The sequence below is a fragment of the Corynebacterium atrinae genome, assembly GCF_030408455.1.
Lineage (GTDB): Bacteria > Actinomycetota > Actinomycetes > Mycobacteriales > Mycobacteriaceae > Corynebacterium > Corynebacterium atrinae.
On the sequence record NZ_CP046977.1, the window covers coordinates 1,108,301 to 1,127,390 of the forward strand.

The window sequence follows — 19,090 nt, forward strand, 5'->3', positions numbered from 1 at the left end:
CAGGCATGAGCGAGAAAAACCTGACCCCGGACAACGCCAATTCTCCCGACAACGATGGCATTGACGTTCCCACCTACTCCTCTCAGCAGGAAACCACCATGTTTGACCGGGCGGGCCGCGTCCCGCCGCAAGAGATCCCGGCCGCCGAACCCAGCTACCGCGACCAGGACTTCGCACCGACGCCGGCTCCGTCGTATGAGACCGTGTCTTTTGATCGCGAGCCGGTTGCCCCTGCTCCCGCCGCCTTCACCTCTGATCCTTTCGTGGCTACAGAGGTAGAAGAGACCGCCGCCCCGGACTACCGCCGAGGCACCACTGACTTCGGTCTGCTGATCGTCCGGCTGCTGCTGGGCGTGTGGCTCATCCTCGAGGCCGTGGGCACCTTCTTCCGTCTCGGCGGCAACGCCGGTATCTCCGGGCTGGAAGCGGAGTTCGCTGGTTACCTCGTCCCGAGCGCTCTGGCGATTATCATTCCTTCGCTGCAGCTGGCCGCGGGCGTGTTCTTGGTGCTTGGCCTCATTACGCCGTTCTTCGCCATGATCGCGACGATCGCCTCGTCCTTCACCGCATTGCACGCCCTCACGGGCACCGGCGCCGGACTCAACGTCTTCGCATGGTCCGAGGCCGTCTGGCTCTCGGTGGTGTTGCTGGGGATCTCCGTGGCGCTGCAGTTCACTGGCCCGGGCCTGTACTCATTCGACTATGGGCGTAGCTGGGCCCGTCGTCCGCTCGTGAGCTCCTGGGTCTTCGTCCTCCTGGCCATCGCCGGTGGCGTCGCCCTGTGGTGGTTCGGCGCGGGCACTAATCCGCTGAACTAAGCGGGACTTTCCGCAGGTTGACGGCGATGGCGATCATCGTCGCGATCGCCAACCACACGAAGTCGGAGATGAGAAACTTCTCCACGTAGGTCAGGGAGTGGACGTCGTAATTGTCTCCGTACCACCACTTCGGCGGCTCCTGCAGGACCAGCCAGGTCCACACAAGCGTCAGGGCGCTGAGCCCCACGGGTACCCCGAACGTGGTCACGCAGCGCCAGCCGAGCACCGGAAGGGCTAGCGCCAGCCAGACCCAGTGGTGGGACCACGACACCGGTGAGACCAGCAGCATGATGAAGGCGTTGACCAGGGCGGCGTCGATAAGCATTCCCCTTCGGATCAGTGCCCACATCAGCCACCCACCCAACCCGATGGTGAGGACGACAAGTCCGAGCCAGATGATGTTGACCTGCGTGCCATGTGCCGCGAGGCTGTCTGCGGTGGAGTACCAGCGCATGATCATGCCTTTGAGGGAGCTGTTGGACTGGTAGGTCGAGTCCACGCCGAACTCGGCTTCCGTGCCCATGCCCAGCAGCACGGAGGAAAAGAACTCCACGGTGGCATCCCAACGCACGAGCGCCGCCGCCCCGGTGGCGATGAGCGCGGACGCCACCGCCACGAAGATAGGGCGAAGCTTCCCACGCAGAAGGAAATACAACAGCATCGCCAGCGGGGAGAGCTTGATGGCCGCCGCGATTCCGATGAGCGTTCCCTGCGGTAGCCAGCGCTTGCGCGGGACGATGTCGAGGATGACCAACGCCATGAGGATGACGTTGATCTGCGCATAGCTTGAGTTGAGATAGACCGGCTCGATGAGCATCATCGCCGCCCACGCCACGGACGACAGCGCATAGAGCGACAGGCGATCAACCTTGCCGGCGGTGACGGTGCGCAGGACAAAAAACAGGCACACCAAGATCAAGACCGCCGACACCGACAGCATGATATTGCCCGCCTGATCGTCGGAGAAGACGCCGGGAATGGACAGCGGCACCAGCACGAGGGCGCCAAACGGCGGGTAGATGAAGGGTAATTCGACACCCCCAGCTGGCATACGCACTGAGTACATTTCGCGCCCCTCGAGGAACGCAACCACGCCTTCGCGGTAGACAACCATGTCCACGGGGAAGGTGGTGAAGTCGATTTGCCGCCCCACAGCGCCGAAACCCGCCAGCAATCCCAGCACAGTCACGATCCGAAGGATGAATGACTGGGGGAGAGTGGCGGGTTTTTCTGCAGCGATATTCACCGCGACAACTTTAGTCTACGTGGCGGACGGCACCCTTATCGGCGGAGGTGGCCATCTTGGCGTAAGCGCGCAATGCCTTGGACACGTGGCGCTCGCGGCGAGGCGTCCACGGCTTCTCCGAAGCCTCCATTGCTTCCCGACGCCGCGCTATCTCCTCGTCGGGCACATCCAGGGAGAGTCGGCGGGTGTGGACGTCGATGGTGATGGGGTCACCATTTTCGATGAGACCAATGAGCCCACCGTGGGCAGCCTCGGGGGAGATGTGGCCGACCGACAGCCCCGACGTACCGCCGGAGAAACGACCATCGGTGATCAGGGCGCACTTCTTTCCCAAGCCCGCACCCTTAAGGAAAGACGTAGGGTGCAGCATTTCCTGCATGCCGGGTCCACCCGCAGGCCCCTCGTAACGGATGACCACGACCTCGCCCGGCTGGACTTCGCGTTTGAGGATGACCGAGACGGCCTCCTCCTGGCTATCGACGACACGGGCGGGACCGGTAAACGTCCACAGTTCTTCCTCCACGCCCGCAGACTTCAACACCGAACCATCCGGCGCGAGGTTACCTCGCAAAACGACGAGGCCGCCGTCAGCGCTGTGGGCGTGCATTACGTCATGGATGCAGCCGTTGACCGCGTCGGTGTCCAGGGTGTCCCAGCGGTTCGACTGGGAGAAGGGCTCCGTCGTGCGCACCCCGCCGGGGGCAGCGTGGAAGAGCTCCTCGGCGGCGTCGACGGCTTTGCCGCCGCGGATATCCCAGTCATTGAGCCAGCCATCAACCGTGTCATAGGCGACGGTGTGGACATCTTCGTTGATATGCCCAGCCCGGCGCAGCTCACCGAGGATGGCGGGGATGCCGCCGGCGCGGTGAACATCCTCGATGTGATAGATGCCGTTCGGTGCCACCTTGGACAGGCAGGGCACCCGGTGGGAGATCTCTTCGATGTCATGAAGGGTGAAGTCAATCTCGCCCTCCTGTGCTGCGGCGAGGGTATGCAGGATAGTGTTCGTCGAGCCGCCCATCGCCATATCGAGAGCCATGGCGTTAGTAAAGGCTTCCTTGGTGGCGACGTTGCGAGGGAGGACCGATTCATCCTCCTCTCCGTAGTAGCGGCGACACATATCGACGATCATCTCGCCGGCCTTGGTAAACAGGTCGCGCCGAGCCGTATGGGTAGCAAGCGTGGTGCCATTACCCGGCAGAGACAGCCCCAGCGCCTCAGTGAGGCAGTTCATCGAGTTCGCGGTGAACATGCCGGAGCAAGATCCGCAGGTGGGGCAGGCCGACTCCTCGATGGCGGCGAGGTTGGCGTCCGACACCGACTCGTCCGCCGAGGCTGAGATGGCGGAGATCAAGTCGGTGGCGTGGCCCGTGCTCGCGACACCGTCCACGACCACGGCCTTACCGGCCTCCATCGGGCCGCCGGAGACGAAGATGGCGGGGATGTTGAGCCGTAGCGCGGCGTTGAGCATGCCCGGGGTGATCTTGTCACAGTTGGAGATGCAGACCATGGCATCCGCGGTGTGGGCGTTGACCATGTACTCCACTGAGTCGGCGATGATCTCGCGGCTGGGCAGCGAGTAGAGCATTCCGCTGTGGCCCATGGCGATACCGTCATCGACCGCGATGGTGTTGAACTCCTTGGGCACGCCCCCGGCCGCACGAACGGCCTCGGCGACGATGTCACCGACGTTCTTCAAATGAACGTGGCCTGGGACAAACTGAGTGTAGGAATTGACGATGGCCACGATCGGCTTGCCAAACTCGTTTTCCTTGGTGCCCGTGGCGCGCCAGAGGGCCCTAGCCCCGGCGGCATTTCGTCCGACTGTGGTGATGCGTGAACGAAGAGGGATCATTGCTGGCTCCTCGGAGTCTCGGGGTTAGCTGCTAGACGTGCAGCGTACTCCTCCTTGGTCAGGAGGATCTGATCACCATCCCGGTTAATGATGACGACCTTGTCGTCCGCAGCCTCACGGCCAGCGGAAAGGGCATCGGGGACCCGGCCACGCGAAGCCGCCGAGAGCTCAGGCAAAGAATTAAAGGTCACGCCCGGCATGGGGTACTCTTTGCCGTCCTTCGTCGTAGCCAATGCCCGCGAGCCCTTAAACCCCACGCCCTTGAGATCGTCCCAACCAACCTGCTTGCCGCTGCGGAAGGCGTAAGTGATATCGATACCTTCTTCGCCTACCGTCGTTTTTGCCCGGAGGATCCAGTACACGAAAGCGAGCGGGAACAGCAGGATCCACAAGAACTGCCACATCGTGCCCAATACCAAGCCGGCGATGGCGATGATGAGGAAAGCGACGATGAGGTTGGCGCGTTCGGGGCGGAAAGTAACGGGGGCGTCGGAACTCATGCCGACCATGCTAGTTCAGGGTCGGGGTGGGCTCTATCTCTGGGGTCTCCGCTGGAGTGGTGGCTTCCTCCGGGGTTGGCGTCCCAGCCGTGGGGGTTTGCGTTGGAGTTCCCGTCACAGTCGGCGTCGGCGTGGGGGACTGGGTGTACGTCGGCTCCGGCGAGTAGCTCGGCACGACTGGCGTGCTGGTCACGGGAGTTTCCCGTGGCGGGGCCAGTACTCCGCTATTGCCTTCCCAGGAAGCAGCTGTCTCGAGGGTGAGTCCCTTAAGAATGAGCAGCACGAATAGGGCCACAAAAAGATAGCTTGTCGACGGCCGCACCCGTCCCCCAATGGAGGCAAATCGTTTCCACCCGGAGTCAAACTCCTCCGAACGGAAAACGGCGGAATCCCTTTCTTCCTTTACTTCGGCGTCATCTACCGCAGGGTCATGGTCCGCGGGGAAGGTGTCGGGAACGCGGGAGCGTTCGTCGCTGGTGGATTCGTGCGGGCTGGGGGTACGGGGGGCGTCGAGAAGCGTCGTGGCATCCAGCGACGTCGAGATGACCGTCTCGCGGACTTCGCCCGTGATAGTAGTGGCGGAGCCGTACTCATCCCAGAACTCTTCCAGGATGGAGGTACGAATCGCGCGCTCAACGAGCCATTGGGAACCGGCCTTGACCTGCACCATGAAGCGCATATTGACGGTCCATGGCATGCCCACGGTCGCCGGTGGGTTGATACCCACCGCCGGGTGGACGTCCAGCTCGCCGAGCAGCTGGCGGGCGACGTCCTCGCGGCGAAGAGCGCGGCGAGTAGCGGACTCCGATCGCTCGATCGTCTCCTGCGGGCTCCGCGAACCCAGCAGCGGCACCGGCATGACCACCACCGCCCGCGACCAGAAGTTTGAGGAGTTAATACACACGCGCGCCGTCGAGTTCGGGATGATGACCGTCTCCTCGGCGAGCGTGCGGATCCGAGTTGCACGCATGGTCACCTGAATAACCGTGCCCTCGACCTCGATGCCATTGCCCTGGAAGCGAACCCAGTCGCCGACGCCGAACTGCTTCTCGGTGAGGATGAAGAACCCGGCGAGGAAGTCCGCGATAATCGACTGCGCGCCAAAACCAACGGCGGCCGAGGCCACGGTGGCGGGGATGGCGGCACCAGCCAAGGAGAATCCCATCACCTGAAGGAAGAAGACCAACAGGAGGAAGAAGACGATCATTTGGACGATGTAAATCGAGACGCCCGCTACCACGAGCCTCGTTTTAGATTCATCTTCGTCGCCGGATTCCTCGACGCCACGGTTGATCCAACGTTGCGCAAACCGGCCGACCCGGGGCACCAATAGGGCGATGACCAGCAAAAGTGCTAAGGATAGGCCTTGATCGGCGACCCATTGCCAGGTTCGGGTGAGTATGTAGGACAAGGGCATGCCGACCACGATACGACGATCGCTAATCGGGTGTGTATCATCAAGGCCATGATCAACATTCGACTTGTGGTAATTACCTAACGGCGCTCGCCGCTACGGCCTTACCCAGTCGTCTCGACAAGCGCCCTCGACTAGCACCCACCTTCAGTGCTAGACGGGGGTTTTGTCATTGTGGTCGCTGTTTAATCTGTCGTCGACTTGGCCCGTTTTAGACCTCTCACACCTCGGGGTCGAAGGTGGGCCGCCCCGCAAATTAAAAATGTCCTGTGAATTAGGAGCTTGATAACGTGGCAGCTTCGCAATCGCCCACCCCGGCAACGGTCGCCAAAAAGGTTTCCGCAGCTGCAGAGGCCCCCGAGCGTATGACTGGCGCTCAGGCCATCGTCCGCAGCCTTGAGGAACTTGGCACCGACATTGTCTTCGGACTGCCCGGTGGAGCCGTTCTCCCACTGTATGACCCGCTTTACTCCTCAACCAAGCTTCGTCACGTACTCGTGCGCCACGAGCAGGGTTCTGGACACGCAGCGACCGGCTACGCCCAGGCCACCGGCAAGGTTGGCGTCTGCATCGCCACCTCCGGTCCGGGTGCCACCAACCTGGTGACCCCGCTGGCGGATGCCAACCTGGACTCCGTCCCGGTCGTCGCTATCACTGGCCAGGTCGGCAGCAGCCTGCTCGGTACCGACGCCTTCCAAGAGGCCGACATCCGCGGCGTGACGATGCCCATCACCAAACACAACTTCATGGTCACCGACGCGAAGGACATCCCGCAGGCCATGGCCGAGGCCTTCCACCTCGCCCACACCGGCCGTCCGGGTCCCGTCCTGGTTGACGTGCCCAAGGATGTCCAAAACGCCGAGCTCGACTTTGTGTGGCCCCCCAAGATTGATCTCCCGGGATACAAGCCGGTTACCTCGCCGCACTCCCGCCAGATCTCTCAGGCCGTCCAGCTCATCTCGCAGGCCGAGCGCCCCATCTTCTACATCGGCGGCGGCGTGATCAAGGCCGATGCGAATAAGGAACTGCTCGAACTCGTCGAGTACACCGGGATCCCCGTGGTCACCACCCTCATGGCCCTGGGCGCTTTCCCGCATTCCCACCCGCTGAACATGGGTATGCCGGGGATGCACGGTTCTGTCCCCGCTGTTGGTGCCATGCAGCAGTCGGATCTGCTGATTGCCATTGGTACGCGTTTCGACGACCGCGTCACCGGCGACGTCGACAGTTTCGCCCCCGATGCGAAGATCATCCACGCCGACATCGACCCAGCCGAAATTGGCAAGATCAGGGAAGTCACCGTCCCGATCGTCGGCGACGCCCGCGAGGTCCTCTCGGCGCTGGCGCGCACCTACAAATCCTCCAAGAACTTGGAGGCCCCGGAGGTCGGCGCCTGGGTCGACTACCTGAACAGCCTCAAGGAACGATTCCCGCGGGGCTATGAGAAGCAGTCCGATGGAATGATGAGCCCGCAGTACGTCATCGAAACGCTGTCGAAGATCGTTGGCCCGGAGGCTATTTACTGCGCGGGAGTCGGACAGCACCAGATGTGGTCCGCTCAGTTCCTGGATTTCGAAAACCCCCGCACTTGGCTCAACTCTGGCGGCCTGGGAACAATGGGCTACGCCGTTCCCGCAGCCATGGGTGCTAAGGCTGGCCAGCCGGACGTTGAGGTCTGGGCCATCGACGGTGATGGCTGCTTCCAAATGACCAACCAGGAACTGACCACCTGTGCCATCGAAGGCTTCCCGATCAAGGTTGCCCTGATCAACAACGGCAACCTCGGCATGGTTCGGCAGTGGCAGACTCTCTTCTACGAGGGCCGCTACTCCAACACTAAGCTGCGCGAGCAGGGCGAGTACGTTCCCGACTTCGTCGGACTGGCCGAGGCACTGGGATGCGTCGCCATTCGAGTCACCCGCGAAGAAGACGTCGCACCCGCGATCGAGAAGGCCCGCGCTATCAATGACCGGCCCGTGGTCATCGACTTCATCGTGGGCGAAGACGCCCAGGTGTGGCCGATGATCTCCGGCGGGGCTTCAAACTCGGAGATTCAGTACGCACTCGGCCTGCGCCCGTTCTTCGACGACGAGGAGTCCGCTGCCGAAACGCCCGCCGACATCGACGCCGCCATCGACGAGTCCGCTCAGCAGAAGGAGAACTAAGTCTCATGGCGAACACTGACATCACCCGCCACACCCTCAGCGTTTTGGTCCAAAACGTTGACGGCATCATCTCCCGCGTTGTCGCGCTCTTCACTCGACGCGGCTACAGCCTCGTGTCGATCGTCTCGGCAGACACCGGGACACCTGGTATCAACCGCATCACCATGGTGGTGGACGCGGACGAGCTGGTCATCGAGCAGATCACCAAGCAACTCAACAAGATCATCCCGGTGCTCAAGGTTGTCCGCCTCGAAGAGGAAACCACCATTGCCCGCGCCATCATGCTGGTCAAGGTCAACGCGGATAACTCTAATCGCCCCCAGGTCGTCGACGCCGCCAACATCTTCCGCGCGCGCATCGTCGACGTGGCCCAGGACTCCGTGGTCATTGAGGTAACCGGCACCCCCGGCAAACTCAAGGCTCTCCTCGAGGTGTTGGAACCCTTCGGCATCCGCGAGCTCATCCAGTCCGGTCAGATTGCCCTGAACCGCGGCCCGAAGACCATGGCACCCTCCAAATAGGCCAATTTGTCCCATGTGGTGAGATTTTTGGCCACATAGGGCGGATTTCATCTCATGTTGTGGTACAACAGCATGGGAACAACACTTAAATCGAAAGGCAAGAACCTCACTCATGGCTATTGAATTGCTTTACGACGCAGACGCAGACCTCGGACTGATCCAGGGCCGCAAGGTCGCCATCATCGGCTACGGCTCCCAGGGCCACGCCCACGCTCAGAACCTCCGCGAGTCCGGCGTTGAGGTTTGCATCGGTTTGCGCGAGGGCTCCAAGTCCGCCGCAAAGGCCAAGGAAGCTGGCTTCGACGTCAAGTCCAACGCTGACGCCGCCGCCTGGGCCGATGTCATCATGCTTCTGGCCCCCGATACCTCCCAGAAGGAAATCTTTGAAAACGACATCGCCCCGAACCTCAACGACGGCGACGCCCTCCTCTTCGGCCACGGTCTCAACATCCACTTCGACCTGATCCAGCCCGCCGACAACGTCGTCGTTGGCATGGTTGCTCCGAAGGGCCCCGGCCACCTCGTCCGCCGCCAGTTCGTCGATGGCAAGGGCGTCCCCTGCCTCATCGCCGTGGACCAGGATCCGAAGGGCAACGGCAAGGAGCTGTGCCTGTCCTACGCCGCAGCCATCGGTGGCGCCCGCGCTGGCGTTATCCCCACCACCTTCGAGGCCGAGACCGTTACCGATCTCTTCGGTGAGCAGGCCGTTCTGTGCGGTGGTACCGAAGAACTGGTCAAGACCGGTTTCGAGGTCCTCGTTGAGGCCGGCTACGAGCCCGAGATGGCCTACTTCGAGTGCCTGCATGAGCTCAAGCTCATCGTTGACCTCATGTTCGAGGGCGGCATCGCCAACATGAACTACTCGGTTTCTGACACCGCCGAGTTCGGTGGCTACCTCTCCGGCCCCCGCGTCATCGATGCTGACACCAAGGCCCGCATGAAGGACATCCTCTCCGACATCCAGGATGGCACCTTCACCAAGCGCCTTATCGCCAACGTTGAGAACGGCAACAAGGAACTTGAGGGTCTGCGTGCTGAGTACGCACAGCACCAGATCGAGGAAACCGGCACCAAGCTTCGTGATCTGATGAGCTGGGTGAAGAATCCGCTCGACGCCACTGCCTAAGGGCACTGGTTGAGATTCCTTCGGAGGCGATACGTCTGATGGCGTATCGCCTCCGAAGGGTTGGGCCTAAAAAACGTATCGCTTGGAAAAGGTCAGGCTTCGGCCTGGCCTTTTAGGTCTCCCTGCTGTCAAGGGGGCGTCCCCATTCGGAGCAGCTAGGACGTTCGTGGGGCGGTGGTGGTGGTTTCTCCGGTTCGCCGTGTTCTCTCTTTTGTGCTTGGGACTCCGACTGTCAAGCCCCGGGTTTTGTGGAGGGTCTGGAAATTGGAGAACTCAACCAGCAGCGGCCATAACCGCCAACTGTGAGTGAGCTTCATCAGGCGTGCGATAGCCAATCTGGGAGTGAAGCCGAGCAGAGTTGTACCACCCGACCCACTGCGCTGTAGCAGCCATGACATCGATGAGGCCGTCCCAGTGGTGGCGGTCAATCAACTCGGCCTTGTACACCGAGTTCAACGCCTCAGCCATCGCATTGTCGTAGGAGTCGCCCCTGGATCCGACAGAGGCGACAACCTCACTATCGGCCAGGGTGTCGGTGTAGTGCACCGCCCGGTATTGCACGCCTCTATCGCTGTGGTGGACCAGCCCGGCGACCGACTCGCCCGCACGCCGACGGGCAGCTAACGCCATGGTCACCGCATCAGTAGCTAATGATTGCCGCAGGTGATTGGTGACCTGCCAGCCGACGATCTGTCGGGAGTAGACATCTAAGACAAACGCGGTATACACCCAGCCCAACGCAGTGGGAATGTAGGTGATGTCCGCGACCCACAACTGATTCGGTGCCAGTACCCCGAATACCCGGTCAACCAGATCTGTAGGACAGTCAGCAGCGTCAGCCGAGCGTGTGGATGGTTTCTTCCGCTTGCGACGCACACCATCGAGGCTGGCCTCACGCATGAGCCGTTCCACGGTGCAGCGGGCGACATGCCCGCAGCTGCCGTCACGGTTGATCGCGTGCCACATCTTCCGCACCCCGTAACAGGAGTAGTTCTCGGCGTGGATTCGACGAAGAGCAGCCACGATCTTCACATCACGGATGGCCCTGGCCGAGGTAGGTCGGGACTTGAAGGCGTAATAGGAGCTCGTCGCGATACGCGCGGGAGTACTAGCTAGTACCCGTACGATCGGCTCGACACCAAACTCCTTACGGTTGTCGTCAATGAAGGCGACGATTACCGGTGTGGGCGGTCGAGCTCCGCCGCGAAGAAAGCCGAAGCCCTCTTCAAGATCTCATTAGCACGCCTGGACTCGGCGAGTTCGGCACGTAGCCGCCGGTTTTCTGCCTCTAGATCGAGGGACTCATCGACGGTGGTGGCACCAGATTTCTTGTGGGCGCTGACCCAGCTACGCAGGGTTTCACGGTTGAGTCCGAGTTGTTCAGCTACCCGACCGGCTGCACCGCGTGCGGTGACTGAGTCGGATTGGGCGTGGATGACGAGTTCGATGGCGCGTGCTTTGAGCTCGTCGGGGTACTTCTTAGGCATTGATAGATTCCTTGAGGATGTGCAGGTTTGCACCCTCCATTAAACACGGGACACAACAGTGAGATACCCCACCCCAGAGACCCACCCCGGGGCAGTCGGGATATCCGATGCCTTATAGACGTTGAGGGTGACATTCGTTGACCCCTCACCCCTAATCAGTGCTACGAGTGCGTCTGCTTGATTGACCCCATGAGTAATCGCGTACTTGCGGATACGAAGGTCGATTTCTTGGGCGATGATCCCATCCAGGTCAGCATGCAAGAAGCCTCTACCGTCATCGAAGACGATCGAAACACTATCAACCGGCTGCGGGGCGGGATCCTCGGAGGAGATCGTCTCGTCGAGCATGGTGATGATCGCATTAAGACGCCGATTGATCTTTCTTGGTGTGGGAAGGATCTGATTCGCCCGGGTCGGGGTGAGGAACTTAGCTAGTTCGGTATCAATGAGGTCGAGGTGTTCTGACACGGTGGTGTCTGCTTTGCACAGGACACTATCAATGGCCTTGAGCCGGGGGAGGTCAAGATGGAAGTAGTGCTCCTGGACTTCCTTCAACTTCGGGAGTTCGTTGAGGCGGTGGTGGGCGCTGATCGCGGACATGAGGTAGTGATCCCCGCGCCCCAGGGAACGCCGAAGCTTAGCGAGGACGATGTCGATGTCCTCGTCATCACCGGGCAGGACTGATTGCCACAGTTCGTGGTCTTCTTGGCGTATTTGGGTTCCCCGGCGAGCGACGGGGTCGTGTGGTGAGCTGACAGCGTAGTAGTGCTGGGGAGGGGTCAGTGCTTTCTCAAGGTAGATCTCTACCATTGAGTGGTAAATGTCGATGGTCACGTGTGCTCACCCCCAAGTGTTTCGCTTGCGTGTTCTAATACAATGTTAGAACACGCAAGCGAGTCACGCAAGGGGTAGGAGCAAGTTTGTGGATGTTTTTCAACCAGGGGGTTGAATGGTCAGCTGTGTAGCAGGCCGAGTAGCTCGCGGCGGAGTTCGGCGGGCACCTCGACGTCGTGACGTGGGCGGGGAAGGTCGATGGAGATGTCGGCGATGATGGTGGCGTCGGGGCTGGGGGACATGACGAGGATGCGGTCGGAGAGGAGGAGTGCTTCATCGACGTCGTGGGTGACCATGACGACGGTGCGGCGATCGGATTCCCAGAGGTCGAGGAGTGCAAGTTGCAGTTCGCGGCGGGTGAGGGCGTCCAATGCTCCAAAGGGTTCGTCGAGAAGCAAGATCTCGGGCTCGACGGCAAAGGCACGGGCGATGCCGACGCGCTGCTGCATGCCGCCGGAGAGGCGGGCAGGGCGTCGACCGGCGGCGTCGATAAGCCCGACTTCGGCGAGGCGGCGATCGGAGATCGCACGGCGCTGATCTGGGGTGAGGGACGGGCGGGCGGAGCGGAGGCCGAATTCGATGTTGGCGCGGGCGGACATCCATGGCAGGAGGGCGTGGTCTTGGAACACGACGGCGAACCGCCCGTCGACGTTGACTGATCCGGTGGAGGGCCTGTCGAGGTTGGCCAGCATCGAGAGGATGGTGGATTTGCCACAGCCGGAGGGGCCGAGCAGGGAGACGAATTGGCCGGGCTCGATGTCGACGGATGTCGGGGCGATGATGCGGGTGGGGCCGTAGGAGCGGGTGATGCTGTCGAGGGAGATGGCGTTAGTCATAGCGAACCGTCTTCTGCAGGGCGGAGACCAGGTGGTCGAGGATGAGGCCGGTGAGACCGATGAGGATGATGGCGACGACGATGGCGTTGATGTCGAGACGGTTCCACATATTCCACACGAAAAAGCCAATGCCTTGACCCCCGACGAGCATCTCGGCAGCGATGATGACCAGCCAGGACGTGGAAAGGGATAGGCGGAGGCCGGTGATGATGCCGGGCAGTGTGGCCGGGAGCCAGACCTGCGTGATACTCAGCCACAGAGGGGTGCCCAAGGTGGAGGTGAGTTTGAGGTAGGTGGGGTTGATCGTGCGGACGGCGTCGATGGTGTTGAGCAGGATCGGCCACAGCGCGGAAAGGACGATGACGAAGATAGCGGTGCGCTCGGCGTCGTGGAGTAGGGCGAGGCCAATGGGCAGCCAGGCCAGGGGGGAGACAGGACGCAGGATTTGGACCACTGGGTCGATGGCCCAGCGGAGGATCGTCAGGCGGCCAAGGAGGAAACCCAAGGGGATGGCGATGATCGCTGCCAGGAGGAAGCCGGTGAGGACTCGCCGCAGTGACGTGACCAGATGCCAGAAGATACCGACGCTCGCGGGGCCGTCACGATAGAAGGGGTCGGAGAGGATCTCGACGCCGCGGTTCCACACCCCGAGCGGCGTCGGAGCGATTGCAGCGAGGTGATCGGCGGAGAGCTGCCAGGCAGCAATGGCGGCGATGAAGAGGACGAGTCCGAGGAGGCCAGCGCGTATCCGATCGTTCATGCCAACCCCCAGCGGGTGATTTGCTCGGACATCCAGGCAGTGGCCCTCGGGTCGGTGGCGTCGCCGAAGTGGATGCGTTCGGGATCGATGATGTCGTCTCCGGCCCAGTTGCGGTACGCGCCCTCGAAGACGGGCTCGATGAGCGCTGCCTTTTGGTTGAGGTACTTCTCCTGGGACAGGGTGGCGGCTGCGGCAGCGTGGTTGCCCGGGGTGTTGAGGAAGTCGCTGGCCTCGGCAAGGGCTTCGGTGATTGCGGTTGCTTCGTCGGGGTGGGCGCTCATCCAGTCAGTGCCCATGGAGACGGAGCAGCAGGGGTGGCGGTTCCACCATTCCTTCGTCATGGTGAGCACGCGGCCGGCGCCGGAAACGAGGGCGCGCTGATTGAAGGGTTCCGGCCCGACGAAGCCGTCGATTCCGCCTACCTCAAGTTGGGCGACCATGTCGGCCGGACGCAGAAGGCGTAGTTCGAGGTCGGAGATGGGGTCGATGCCGCGGGAGGCGAGGGCGTCGCGAAGCAGGAGGGCGTGGATCGAGTACTCGAAGGGGATACCGATGATCCGGCCGCGGAGGTCGTCTAGGCCATTGACCTGGGAGTGGAGGTTGGAGGCGATCGTGAGCGCTTGGCCGTTGGTATTGAGGGTGTATGCCAGGGTTGTGGGGCGGGACGTCGGGGTCACGGCCATGGGTGCCAACATGTGGGTGACGTGGAGTTGCCCGGTGAGGAGGGCAGACCATAGTTCGGCCCAGCCGGCGTAGCGCTTGAGGCGGATGTCCAGGCCGCGGCGGGCGAAAGCGCCGGTGGCGTCGGCCAGTAGGAGCGGGGAGGAGCAGGCGATCGGGACGTAGCCGACGGTGATGGCGCTGCCGCTGGCAACTGCGGGTGAAGCCGTGAGCTTCTGTGCGCCAAGCAGCCCCAGGGAGCCGAGGGCGGCGGCGCCGAGAAAGGTGCGGCGGGTGAGCGTCGACAAGGACGGTACCTCCCAGATAGACAGAATGGTCTTTAATGGATCGTCCAAACTGTACTGATCGGTTCATTAGATTGTCGACATTTCATTCACAATCAAGATTATCCAGGCGCCCAGGGCTAGACTCGAGCCCATGGGCTTTACCACGCCAAGCTATGACTTGACCGACCTCATTGCGCAGATCAACCGCGGCGACCTTCAGTTGCCGGATTTTCAGCGCTCCTACGCCTGGGATGTTGATCGCATTCGGGCCCTCCTCGTCACCGTGTTACGCGGCTATCCGGTGGGTTCCCTGCTTTCCTTGGATACTCGCGACGCCCCGATGCGTTTCCGTCCCCGCCCCATCGCGGGGGCTCCCGACACCGGCGTCGAGCCGGGCCTTTTGCTCCTTGATGGTCAGCAGCGCCTCACCACTCTCTATCACTGCCTGGCCGGCGACGGGGGAGTAGATACTGTCGATTTCCGCTCCAAGCGGATCCGCCGCACCTTCTACGTTGACGTCACCCGCGCCGTAGAGGCCCAGGTCATGCCCGACGAGGCCATCTTCGCCGTCGATGAGTCCGGCATGGTCATGTCGCACTTTGGGCCCTCAATTCCGGGCGGAGTGACCAGCCGCGAAGCCGCCGTCGCTGCGGGATGCGTCCCCGTCGCCGACCTCCTGTGGGAATCCGGAACCGACTTCCTCTTCGATCTCGGGGCCGAGTCCGGGATGCGGGAAACGGTCAAACGTTTCTATGACCGGGTTGTTCGACCTTTATCTGCCTATGACATTCCGATGGTCTTGCTCAACCGCGAGACCGCGCAGACTGGCGTGGGCTCGATCTTTGCCCAGGCCAACTCCACCGGCCTACAGATGGACGTGTTCGAGTTGCTCACCGCCGTCTTTGCCACCGAAGACCCGAATTTCCGGCTCTCCGAGGATTGGGAGGCCACCGAGGCGATCCTGCGCCGCTACCCGGCATTGGACAACGTCAATCGCACCGACTTCCTCACGGCAGTTGCCTTGTTGGTATCCGCGCGGAAAGGCCACTCTGCCGGGCAGCGCGAGGACATCCTCAACCTGACTTTGTCCGACTACCTGCGGGCCCGCCATGAGCTGCGCATTACCTTCCGGGAGTCAGCGGAGTTCCTCTCCCAGCGGTGCATGCTCACCATCGAGCAGGTGCCCTACACCGCCCAGCTCATCCCACTGGCCGTCATCTTTGCCGTTTTGTCTGACCATCCGCGCGCGCTCGCATCCACCCGCGCCTGGGATCGGCTGAACCAGTGGTTCTGGTGCGGCATCTTCGGCGAGCTCTACGGCTCGTCGGCGGTGATTAGCCGTTCGGCCCGCGACGTCGACCAGGTCACTGCCTGGATCTTGGAGGAAACGGACGAGGTCCCCAAGACGGTGCGGGATGCGTCCTTCTCCGAGTCCCGCCTGTTTTCAGTGCGGGAAAACTCAGGGGTGTACCAGGGTATTTATGCCCTGCTCATGGCACGCGGGGCCCGCGACTGGCGCACCGCTCAGCCCTTCGATCGGTGGACCTTCCCCGAACTCAACCCCGGGTTCTTCCGCGTCTTCCCCTTGGAGTGGTGCGTGGATCACGGCATCGACCCAGTTCTGGCGGACAGCGTGCTTAACCGCACCCCGATGGGCAAGCGCACCGAAGTGGTCATCGATGGCTACGGTCCCTCGCGCTATTTGGCCCGCGTGCAATCCAAGTCCCTCATGGAGGACGAAGAGTTTGATGCGGTCTTGGCCACCCACGAGCTCGACCCGGTCATGCTGCACCACGACGATATGCGTTCGTTCTTGCGCGATCGTCGGACCCGGATCCTGGAGATGATCGAACACTCTATGGGCAAGCCAATCATTCGTGACGTGGATGATTCGGACTATTCGGGTGGAGAAGAGGGGCCGAACGCCTTCGAATCTTAAGTTTTCCCCTCGCAGGTGAATTTAATTGGAGGTTCGGGTACTGCTGGAATAGTCAGCGACTAGAGTGTCATTCGGTCCATACCCTAGTTGTGTAGAAGCAGGAGTCGTTCCCCGTGAGCAAGCCCGTCGTTCTCATCGCCGATAAGTTAGCCCCTTCCACCGTAGAAGCGCTTGGAGACTCCGTGGAGGTGCGGTGGGTCGACGGCCCGAACACCGCGGAGCTCCTCGCGGCGGTTCCTGAGGCTGATGCTCTCCTCGTCCGTTCCGCGACGACGGTGACTCGCGAGGTCCTGGAGGCCGCGCCGAATCTCAAGATCGTGGGCCGCGCCGGTGTGGGCTTGGACAACGTTGACATCGCCGCCGCCACCGATCGCGGCGTCATGGTCGTCAACGCCCCGACCTCGAACATTCACTCCGCCTGCGAGCACGCCATCGCCCTGCTGATGTCCACGGTGCGCCAGATCCCCGCCGCCGATGCCACCCTCCGCGATCACGAGTGGAAGCGTTCTGCTTTCAACGGCGTGGAGATCTTCGGAAAGACCATCGGTGTCGTTGGCTTCGGACACATTGGGCAGCTGTTTGCCCAGCGTCTGGCGGCATTCGAGACGAAGATCATCGCCTTCGACCCTTACGCTAACCCGGCCCGTGCCGCGCAGCTGGGAGTTGAGCTCGTGGACCTCGATGAGCTGGTGTCCCGCGCCGACATCATCACCATTCACCTGCCCAAGACGAAGGAAACGGCCGGCATGTTCAACGCCGAGCTGTTGGCTAAGTCCAAGAAGGGTCAGATCATCATCAACGCTGCCCGTGGCGGGCTTGTCGACGAGCAGGCGTTGGCCGATGCGATCACCTCCGGCCACATCTGGGGTGCCGGCTTCGATGTGTTCTCCACTGAGCCCTGCACGGATTCCCCGCTCTTCGACCTCCCGCAGGTGATCGTGACCCCGCACCTGGGTGCGTCCACCGCCGAGGCCCAGGATCGCGCAGGCACTGACGTCGCCGATTCTGTTCTCAAGGCCCTGGCTGGCGAGTTCGTCCCGGATGCCGTCAACGTTTCCGGTGGGCGCGTCGGCGAAGAAGTCGCCCTGTGGCTGGAGCTCACCCGCAAGCTCGGCCTACTGGCCGGCCGACTGCTCGACGCAGCCCCGGTGGCGCTTGAAGTGGAGGCCCGCGGCGAGCTGTCCACCGAAGATGACCTGTCTGTCCTCGGCCTGTCCGCCGTGCGAGGGCTGTTCTCCGGAATCACCGACGAGCCTGTCACTTTTGTCAACGCGCCGACCATCGCGGAGAGCCGCGGTTTGGAATACCGGGTGGACACCGCCTCGGAGTCCACCACGCACCGTTCCTCGGTGGAGGTTAAGGCCATCGCCTCCGACGGCTCCTCGTCCACCGTCGTCGGTGCCCTCACCGGTCTCGAGCGGGTGGAAAAGATTGTGCGTATCGACGCCCGCGGGGTCGACATGCGGGCCGAGGGCCGCAACCTCTTCCTGCAGTACACCGACGCCCCCGGCGCCTTGGGCAAGGTGGGCTCGCAGCTGGGCGACGCAGGCATCAACATCGAGGCCGCCGCGCTCACCCAGGCCGCCAAGGGCGACGGCGCGACCCTCGTCCTGCGGGTCGACACCGAGATCCCCGAGGCCCTGGAGAAGTCCATCGCCGATTCCCTCGGCGCGACTTCTGTCCAGATCGACCTGACTTAGTCCATCACTCCCACCGCTACCGCCAGGTCTTCCCAGCTCATACCCACGCACTTGAACACGCGGGGGCGAGTGGGATCGGCCGTGGCGGAGCCGTTGACCAGGTCGACGAGCTCGACCAGCGAATCCTCGTCGAGGACGCCCTCCTTGATGGGTTGGATAACGTCACCGGCCTCTCGCATGGCGGTGGCGTGGTCCTCGACGACGACCTGTGCGCGTGACAGCAGCGCGGAGTCTAATTCGCGAGCTTCGGGCTCGTGCGAGCCCATGGCGACGACGACGGCGTTTTCGGGGACGAGGGTGCCGTCGAAAAGCGGCGTCGACGACGACGTGCAGCAGACGATGAGGTCGGCTCCGCTGACATCCTCGGGGCTTCCCGCGCGGGAGATGGGGATGCCTGCCGCGAGCCCAGCCTCCACTGTCTCGACGATCTTGTCCTCTTCGCGGCCGCAGACCACAAGCTCGTGGATTTCGCGGACTTCCGTCATGGCCTGGATATGGCTGAGTGCTTGGGGGCCAGTGCCGAACAAGACCATCCGCTCGATCGGCGTGCGCGGAGCAAGGTAATCCACCGCCACGGCGCTCACAGCAGGGGTGCGCAGGGTGGTGAGCGCGTTGCCTTCCATGAGGGCTTGGGGGGAGAGGGTCTCGGCATCCATGAGGAGATAGATGGCCTGGATGCGGGGGGCGCCCTTGGAGGGGTTGTCAGGAGCGACGGTGGCGATTTTCGTGCCCGTCCAATCACTGAGCACCGAAGGCATGAGCAGGACGTGACCGGCGTCGTGCACCGGAATATTGACGCGGGCGGGGTCCTGGGAGGGCTGGAAGCCAGACTTTAGTGCCTCCTCGAGGAGGACGCGGGCGCGTTCGACGCTGACGGCCGCGGCGATCTGGTCGGAGGTGATCCAGCGAGGGGATTCGGAGTGGGCGAAAGTCATGAAAAGT

17 protein-coding genes and 1 other annotated feature are annotated in these 19,090 nt (G+C 62.4%); of the genes, 6 read left to right on the forward strand and 11 right to left on the reverse strand.

Annotation, left to right across the window (positions count from 1 at the left end; all coding sequences use genetic code 11):
- Positions 1-5: 5 nt before the first annotated feature.
- On the forward strand, positions 6-818 hold the full coding sequence (locus CATRI_RS05550) for a DoxX family protein (protein ID WP_047252905.1): 813 nt from the start codon (positions 6-8) through the stop codon (positions 816-818).
- Here the strand turns inward: CATRI_RS05550 and CATRI_RS05555 are convergent.
- Genes CATRI_RS05555 through CATRI_RS05570 form a run of 4 tightly spaced genes read right to left on the reverse strand, consistent with a single transcriptional unit; the run spans position 802 to position 5,836 of the window.
- Complete coding sequence (locus CATRI_RS05555) at positions 802-2,064, reverse strand: glycosyltransferase 87 family protein (RefSeq protein ID WP_290220450.1); 1,263 nt, start codon at positions 2,062-2,064, stop codon at positions 802-804. The two genes, CATRI_RS05550 and CATRI_RS05555, sit on opposite strands and share 17 nt — an antisense overlap.
- 10 nt (positions 2,065-2,074) lie before the next feature.
- Entirely contained in the window at positions 2,075-3,919 is a 1,845-nt protein-coding gene (ilvD, locus tag CATRI_RS05560) for a dihydroxy-acid dehydratase (protein WP_290220452.1), read from the reverse strand.
- A complete protein-coding gene (locus tag CATRI_RS05565) occupies positions 3,916-4,419 on the reverse strand; it encodes a PH domain-containing protein (RefSeq protein ID WP_353959738.1) in 504 nt (167 codons plus the stop codon). The genes ilvD and CATRI_RS05565 overlap by 4 nt, the downstream gene beginning before the upstream one ends.
- 10 nt (positions 4,420-4,429) lie before the next feature.
- Positions 4,430-5,836, reverse strand: coding sequence for a mechanosensitive ion channel family protein (locus tag CATRI_RS05570; RefSeq protein ID WP_290220456.1), 1,407 nt, complete (start codon positions 5,834-5,836; stop codon positions 4,430-4,432).
- A 287-nt stretch (positions 5,837-6,123) separates the two neighbouring features.
- Here CATRI_RS05570 and CATRI_RS05575 point away from each other — a divergent pair, with 287 nt between their 5' ends.
- The 3 genes from CATRI_RS05575 to ilvC all read left to right on the forward strand — a co-directional run bounded on the left by CATRI_RS05575 (position 6,124) and on the right by ilvC (position 9,645).
- Entirely contained in the window at positions 6,124-7,998 is a 1,875-nt protein-coding gene (locus tag CATRI_RS05575) for an acetolactate synthase large subunit (protein ID WP_290220458.1), read from the forward strand.
- Between the two features lie 5 nt (positions 7,999-8,003).
- Positions 8,004-8,519 (forward strand): acetolactate synthase small subunit, encoded by a 516-nt coding sequence (ilvN, locus tag CATRI_RS05580; protein WP_290220460.1) that lies wholly within the window; start codon positions 8,004-8,006, stop codon positions 8,517-8,519.
- Between the two features lie 112 nt (positions 8,520-8,631).
- On the forward strand, positions 8,632-9,645 hold the full coding sequence (gene ilvC, locus CATRI_RS05585) for a ketol-acid reductoisomerase (RefSeq protein ID WP_290220462.1): 1,014 nt from the start codon (positions 8,632-8,634) through the stop codon (positions 9,643-9,645).
- A gap of 273 nt (positions 9,646-9,918) precedes the next feature.
- On the opposite strand, the gene CATRI_RS05590 is transcribed toward ilvC, so the two are convergent.
- From CATRI_RS05590 to CATRI_RS05615, 6 genes are all read right to left on the reverse strand, one after another.
- Positions 9,919-10,821 carry an IS3 family transposase gene (locus CATRI_RS05590; protein WP_353959744.1) on the reverse strand — a complete coding sequence of 301 codons (903 nt, stop codon included), beginning with the start codon at positions 10,819-10,821 and terminating at the stop codon, positions 9,919-9,921.
- Positions 10,747-10,860: a sequence feature (AL1L pseudoknot), on the reverse strand. Its footprint overlaps the gene before it by 75 nt.
- Positions 10,821-11,132, reverse strand: coding sequence for a transposase (locus CATRI_RS05595; protein WP_290220464.1), 312 nt, complete (start codon positions 11,130-11,132; stop codon positions 10,821-10,823). Its footprint overlaps the feature before it by 40 nt. The genes CATRI_RS05590 and CATRI_RS05595 overlap by 1 nt, the downstream gene beginning before the upstream one ends.
- 39 nt (positions 11,133-11,171) lie before the next feature.
- Complete coding sequence (locus CATRI_RS05600) at positions 11,172-11,966, reverse strand: hypothetical protein (protein ID WP_290220466.1); 795 nt, start codon at positions 11,964-11,966, stop codon at positions 11,172-11,174.
- Between the two features lie 119 nt (positions 11,967-12,085).
- Positions 12,086-12,802: an ABC transporter ATP-binding protein gene (locus tag CATRI_RS05605; protein ID WP_290220467.1), complete on the reverse strand. Its 717-nt coding sequence runs from the start codon at positions 12,800-12,802 to the stop codon at positions 12,086-12,088.
- The gene (locus CATRI_RS05610; RefSeq protein WP_290220469.1) at positions 12,795-13,562 is read right to left on the reverse strand and encodes an ABC transporter permease; all 768 of its coding nucleotides are present in this window, start codon (positions 13,560-13,562) and stop codon (positions 12,795-12,797) included. Before CATRI_RS05610 ends, CATRI_RS05605 begins: the two co-directional genes overlap by 8 nt.
- Positions 13,559-14,530, reverse strand: a complete 972-nt coding sequence (locus tag CATRI_RS05615; protein WP_290220471.1) for an ABC transporter substrate-binding protein — start codon at positions 14,528-14,530, stop codon at positions 13,559-13,561. Before CATRI_RS05615 ends, CATRI_RS05610 begins: the two co-directional genes overlap by 4 nt.
- Before the next feature lie 130 nt (positions 14,531-14,660).
- Here CATRI_RS05615 and CATRI_RS05620 point away from each other — a divergent pair, with 130 nt between their 5' ends.
- Together CATRI_RS05620 and serA are read left to right on the forward strand one after the other, a co-directional pair.
- Positions 14,661-16,448, forward strand: a complete 1,788-nt coding sequence (locus CATRI_RS05620; protein WP_290220473.1) for a GmrSD restriction endonuclease domain-containing protein — start codon at positions 14,661-14,663, stop codon at positions 16,446-16,448.
- A gap of 113 nt (positions 16,449-16,561) precedes the next feature.
- Positions 16,562-18,148, forward strand: a complete 1,587-nt coding sequence (serA, locus tag CATRI_RS05625) for a phosphoglycerate dehydrogenase (RefSeq protein WP_290220475.1) — start codon at positions 16,562-16,564, stop codon at positions 18,146-18,148.
- Here the strand turns inward: serA and CATRI_RS05630 are convergent.
- Positions 18,145-19,083 carry an ornithine cyclodeaminase family protein gene (locus CATRI_RS05630; protein ID WP_290220477.1) on the reverse strand — a complete coding sequence of 313 codons (939 nt, stop codon included), beginning with the start codon at positions 19,081-19,083 and terminating at the stop codon, positions 18,145-18,147. The genes serA and CATRI_RS05630 overlap by 4 nt on opposite strands.
- Between the last annotated feature and the right edge of the window lie 7 nt (positions 19,084-19,090).

Bases quoted from the DNA above. Each gene is read 5' to 3' on its own strand.
- ilvC (WP_290220462.1), top strand. From the start codon at position 8,632: ATGGCTATTGAATTGCTTTACGACGCAGACGCAGACCTCGGACTGATC.
- CATRI_RS05610 (WP_290220469.1), bottom strand. From the start codon at position 13,562: ATGAACGATCGGATACGCGCTGGCCTCCTCGGACTCGTCCTCTTCATC.
- CATRI_RS05595 (WP_290220464.1), bottom strand. From the start codon at position 11,132: ATGCCTAAGAAGTACCCCGACGAGCTCAAAGCACGCGCCATCGAACTC.
- CATRI_RS05565 (WP_353959738.1), bottom strand. From the start codon at position 4,419: ATGAGTTCCGACGCCCCCGTTACTTTCCGCCCCGAACGCGCCAACCTC.
- CATRI_RS05550 (WP_047252905.1), top strand. From the start codon at position 6: ATGAGCGAGAAAAACCTGACCCCGGACAACGCCAATTCTCCCGACAAC.
- CATRI_RS05570 (WP_290220456.1), bottom strand. From the start codon at position 5,836: ATGCCCTTGTCCTACATACTCACCCGAACCTGGCAATGGGTCGCCGAT.
- ilvD (WP_290220452.1), bottom strand. From the start codon at position 3,919: ATGATCCCTCTTCGTTCACGCATCACCACAGTCGGACGAAATGCCGCC.
- CATRI_RS05630 (WP_290220477.1), bottom strand. From the start codon at position 19,083: ATGACTTTCGCCCACTCCGAATCCCCTCGCTGGATCACCTCCGACCAG.
- CATRI_RS05605 (WP_290220467.1), bottom strand. From the start codon at position 12,802: ATGACTAACGCCATCTCCCTCGACAGCATCACCCGCTCCTACGGCCCC.
- CATRI_RS05620 (WP_290220473.1), top strand. From the start codon at position 14,661: ATGGGCTTTACCACGCCAAGCTATGACTTGACCGACCTCATTGCGCAG.
- ilvN (WP_290220460.1), top strand. From the start codon at position 8,004: ATGGCGAACACTGACATCACCCGCCACACCCTCAGCGTTTTGGTCCAA.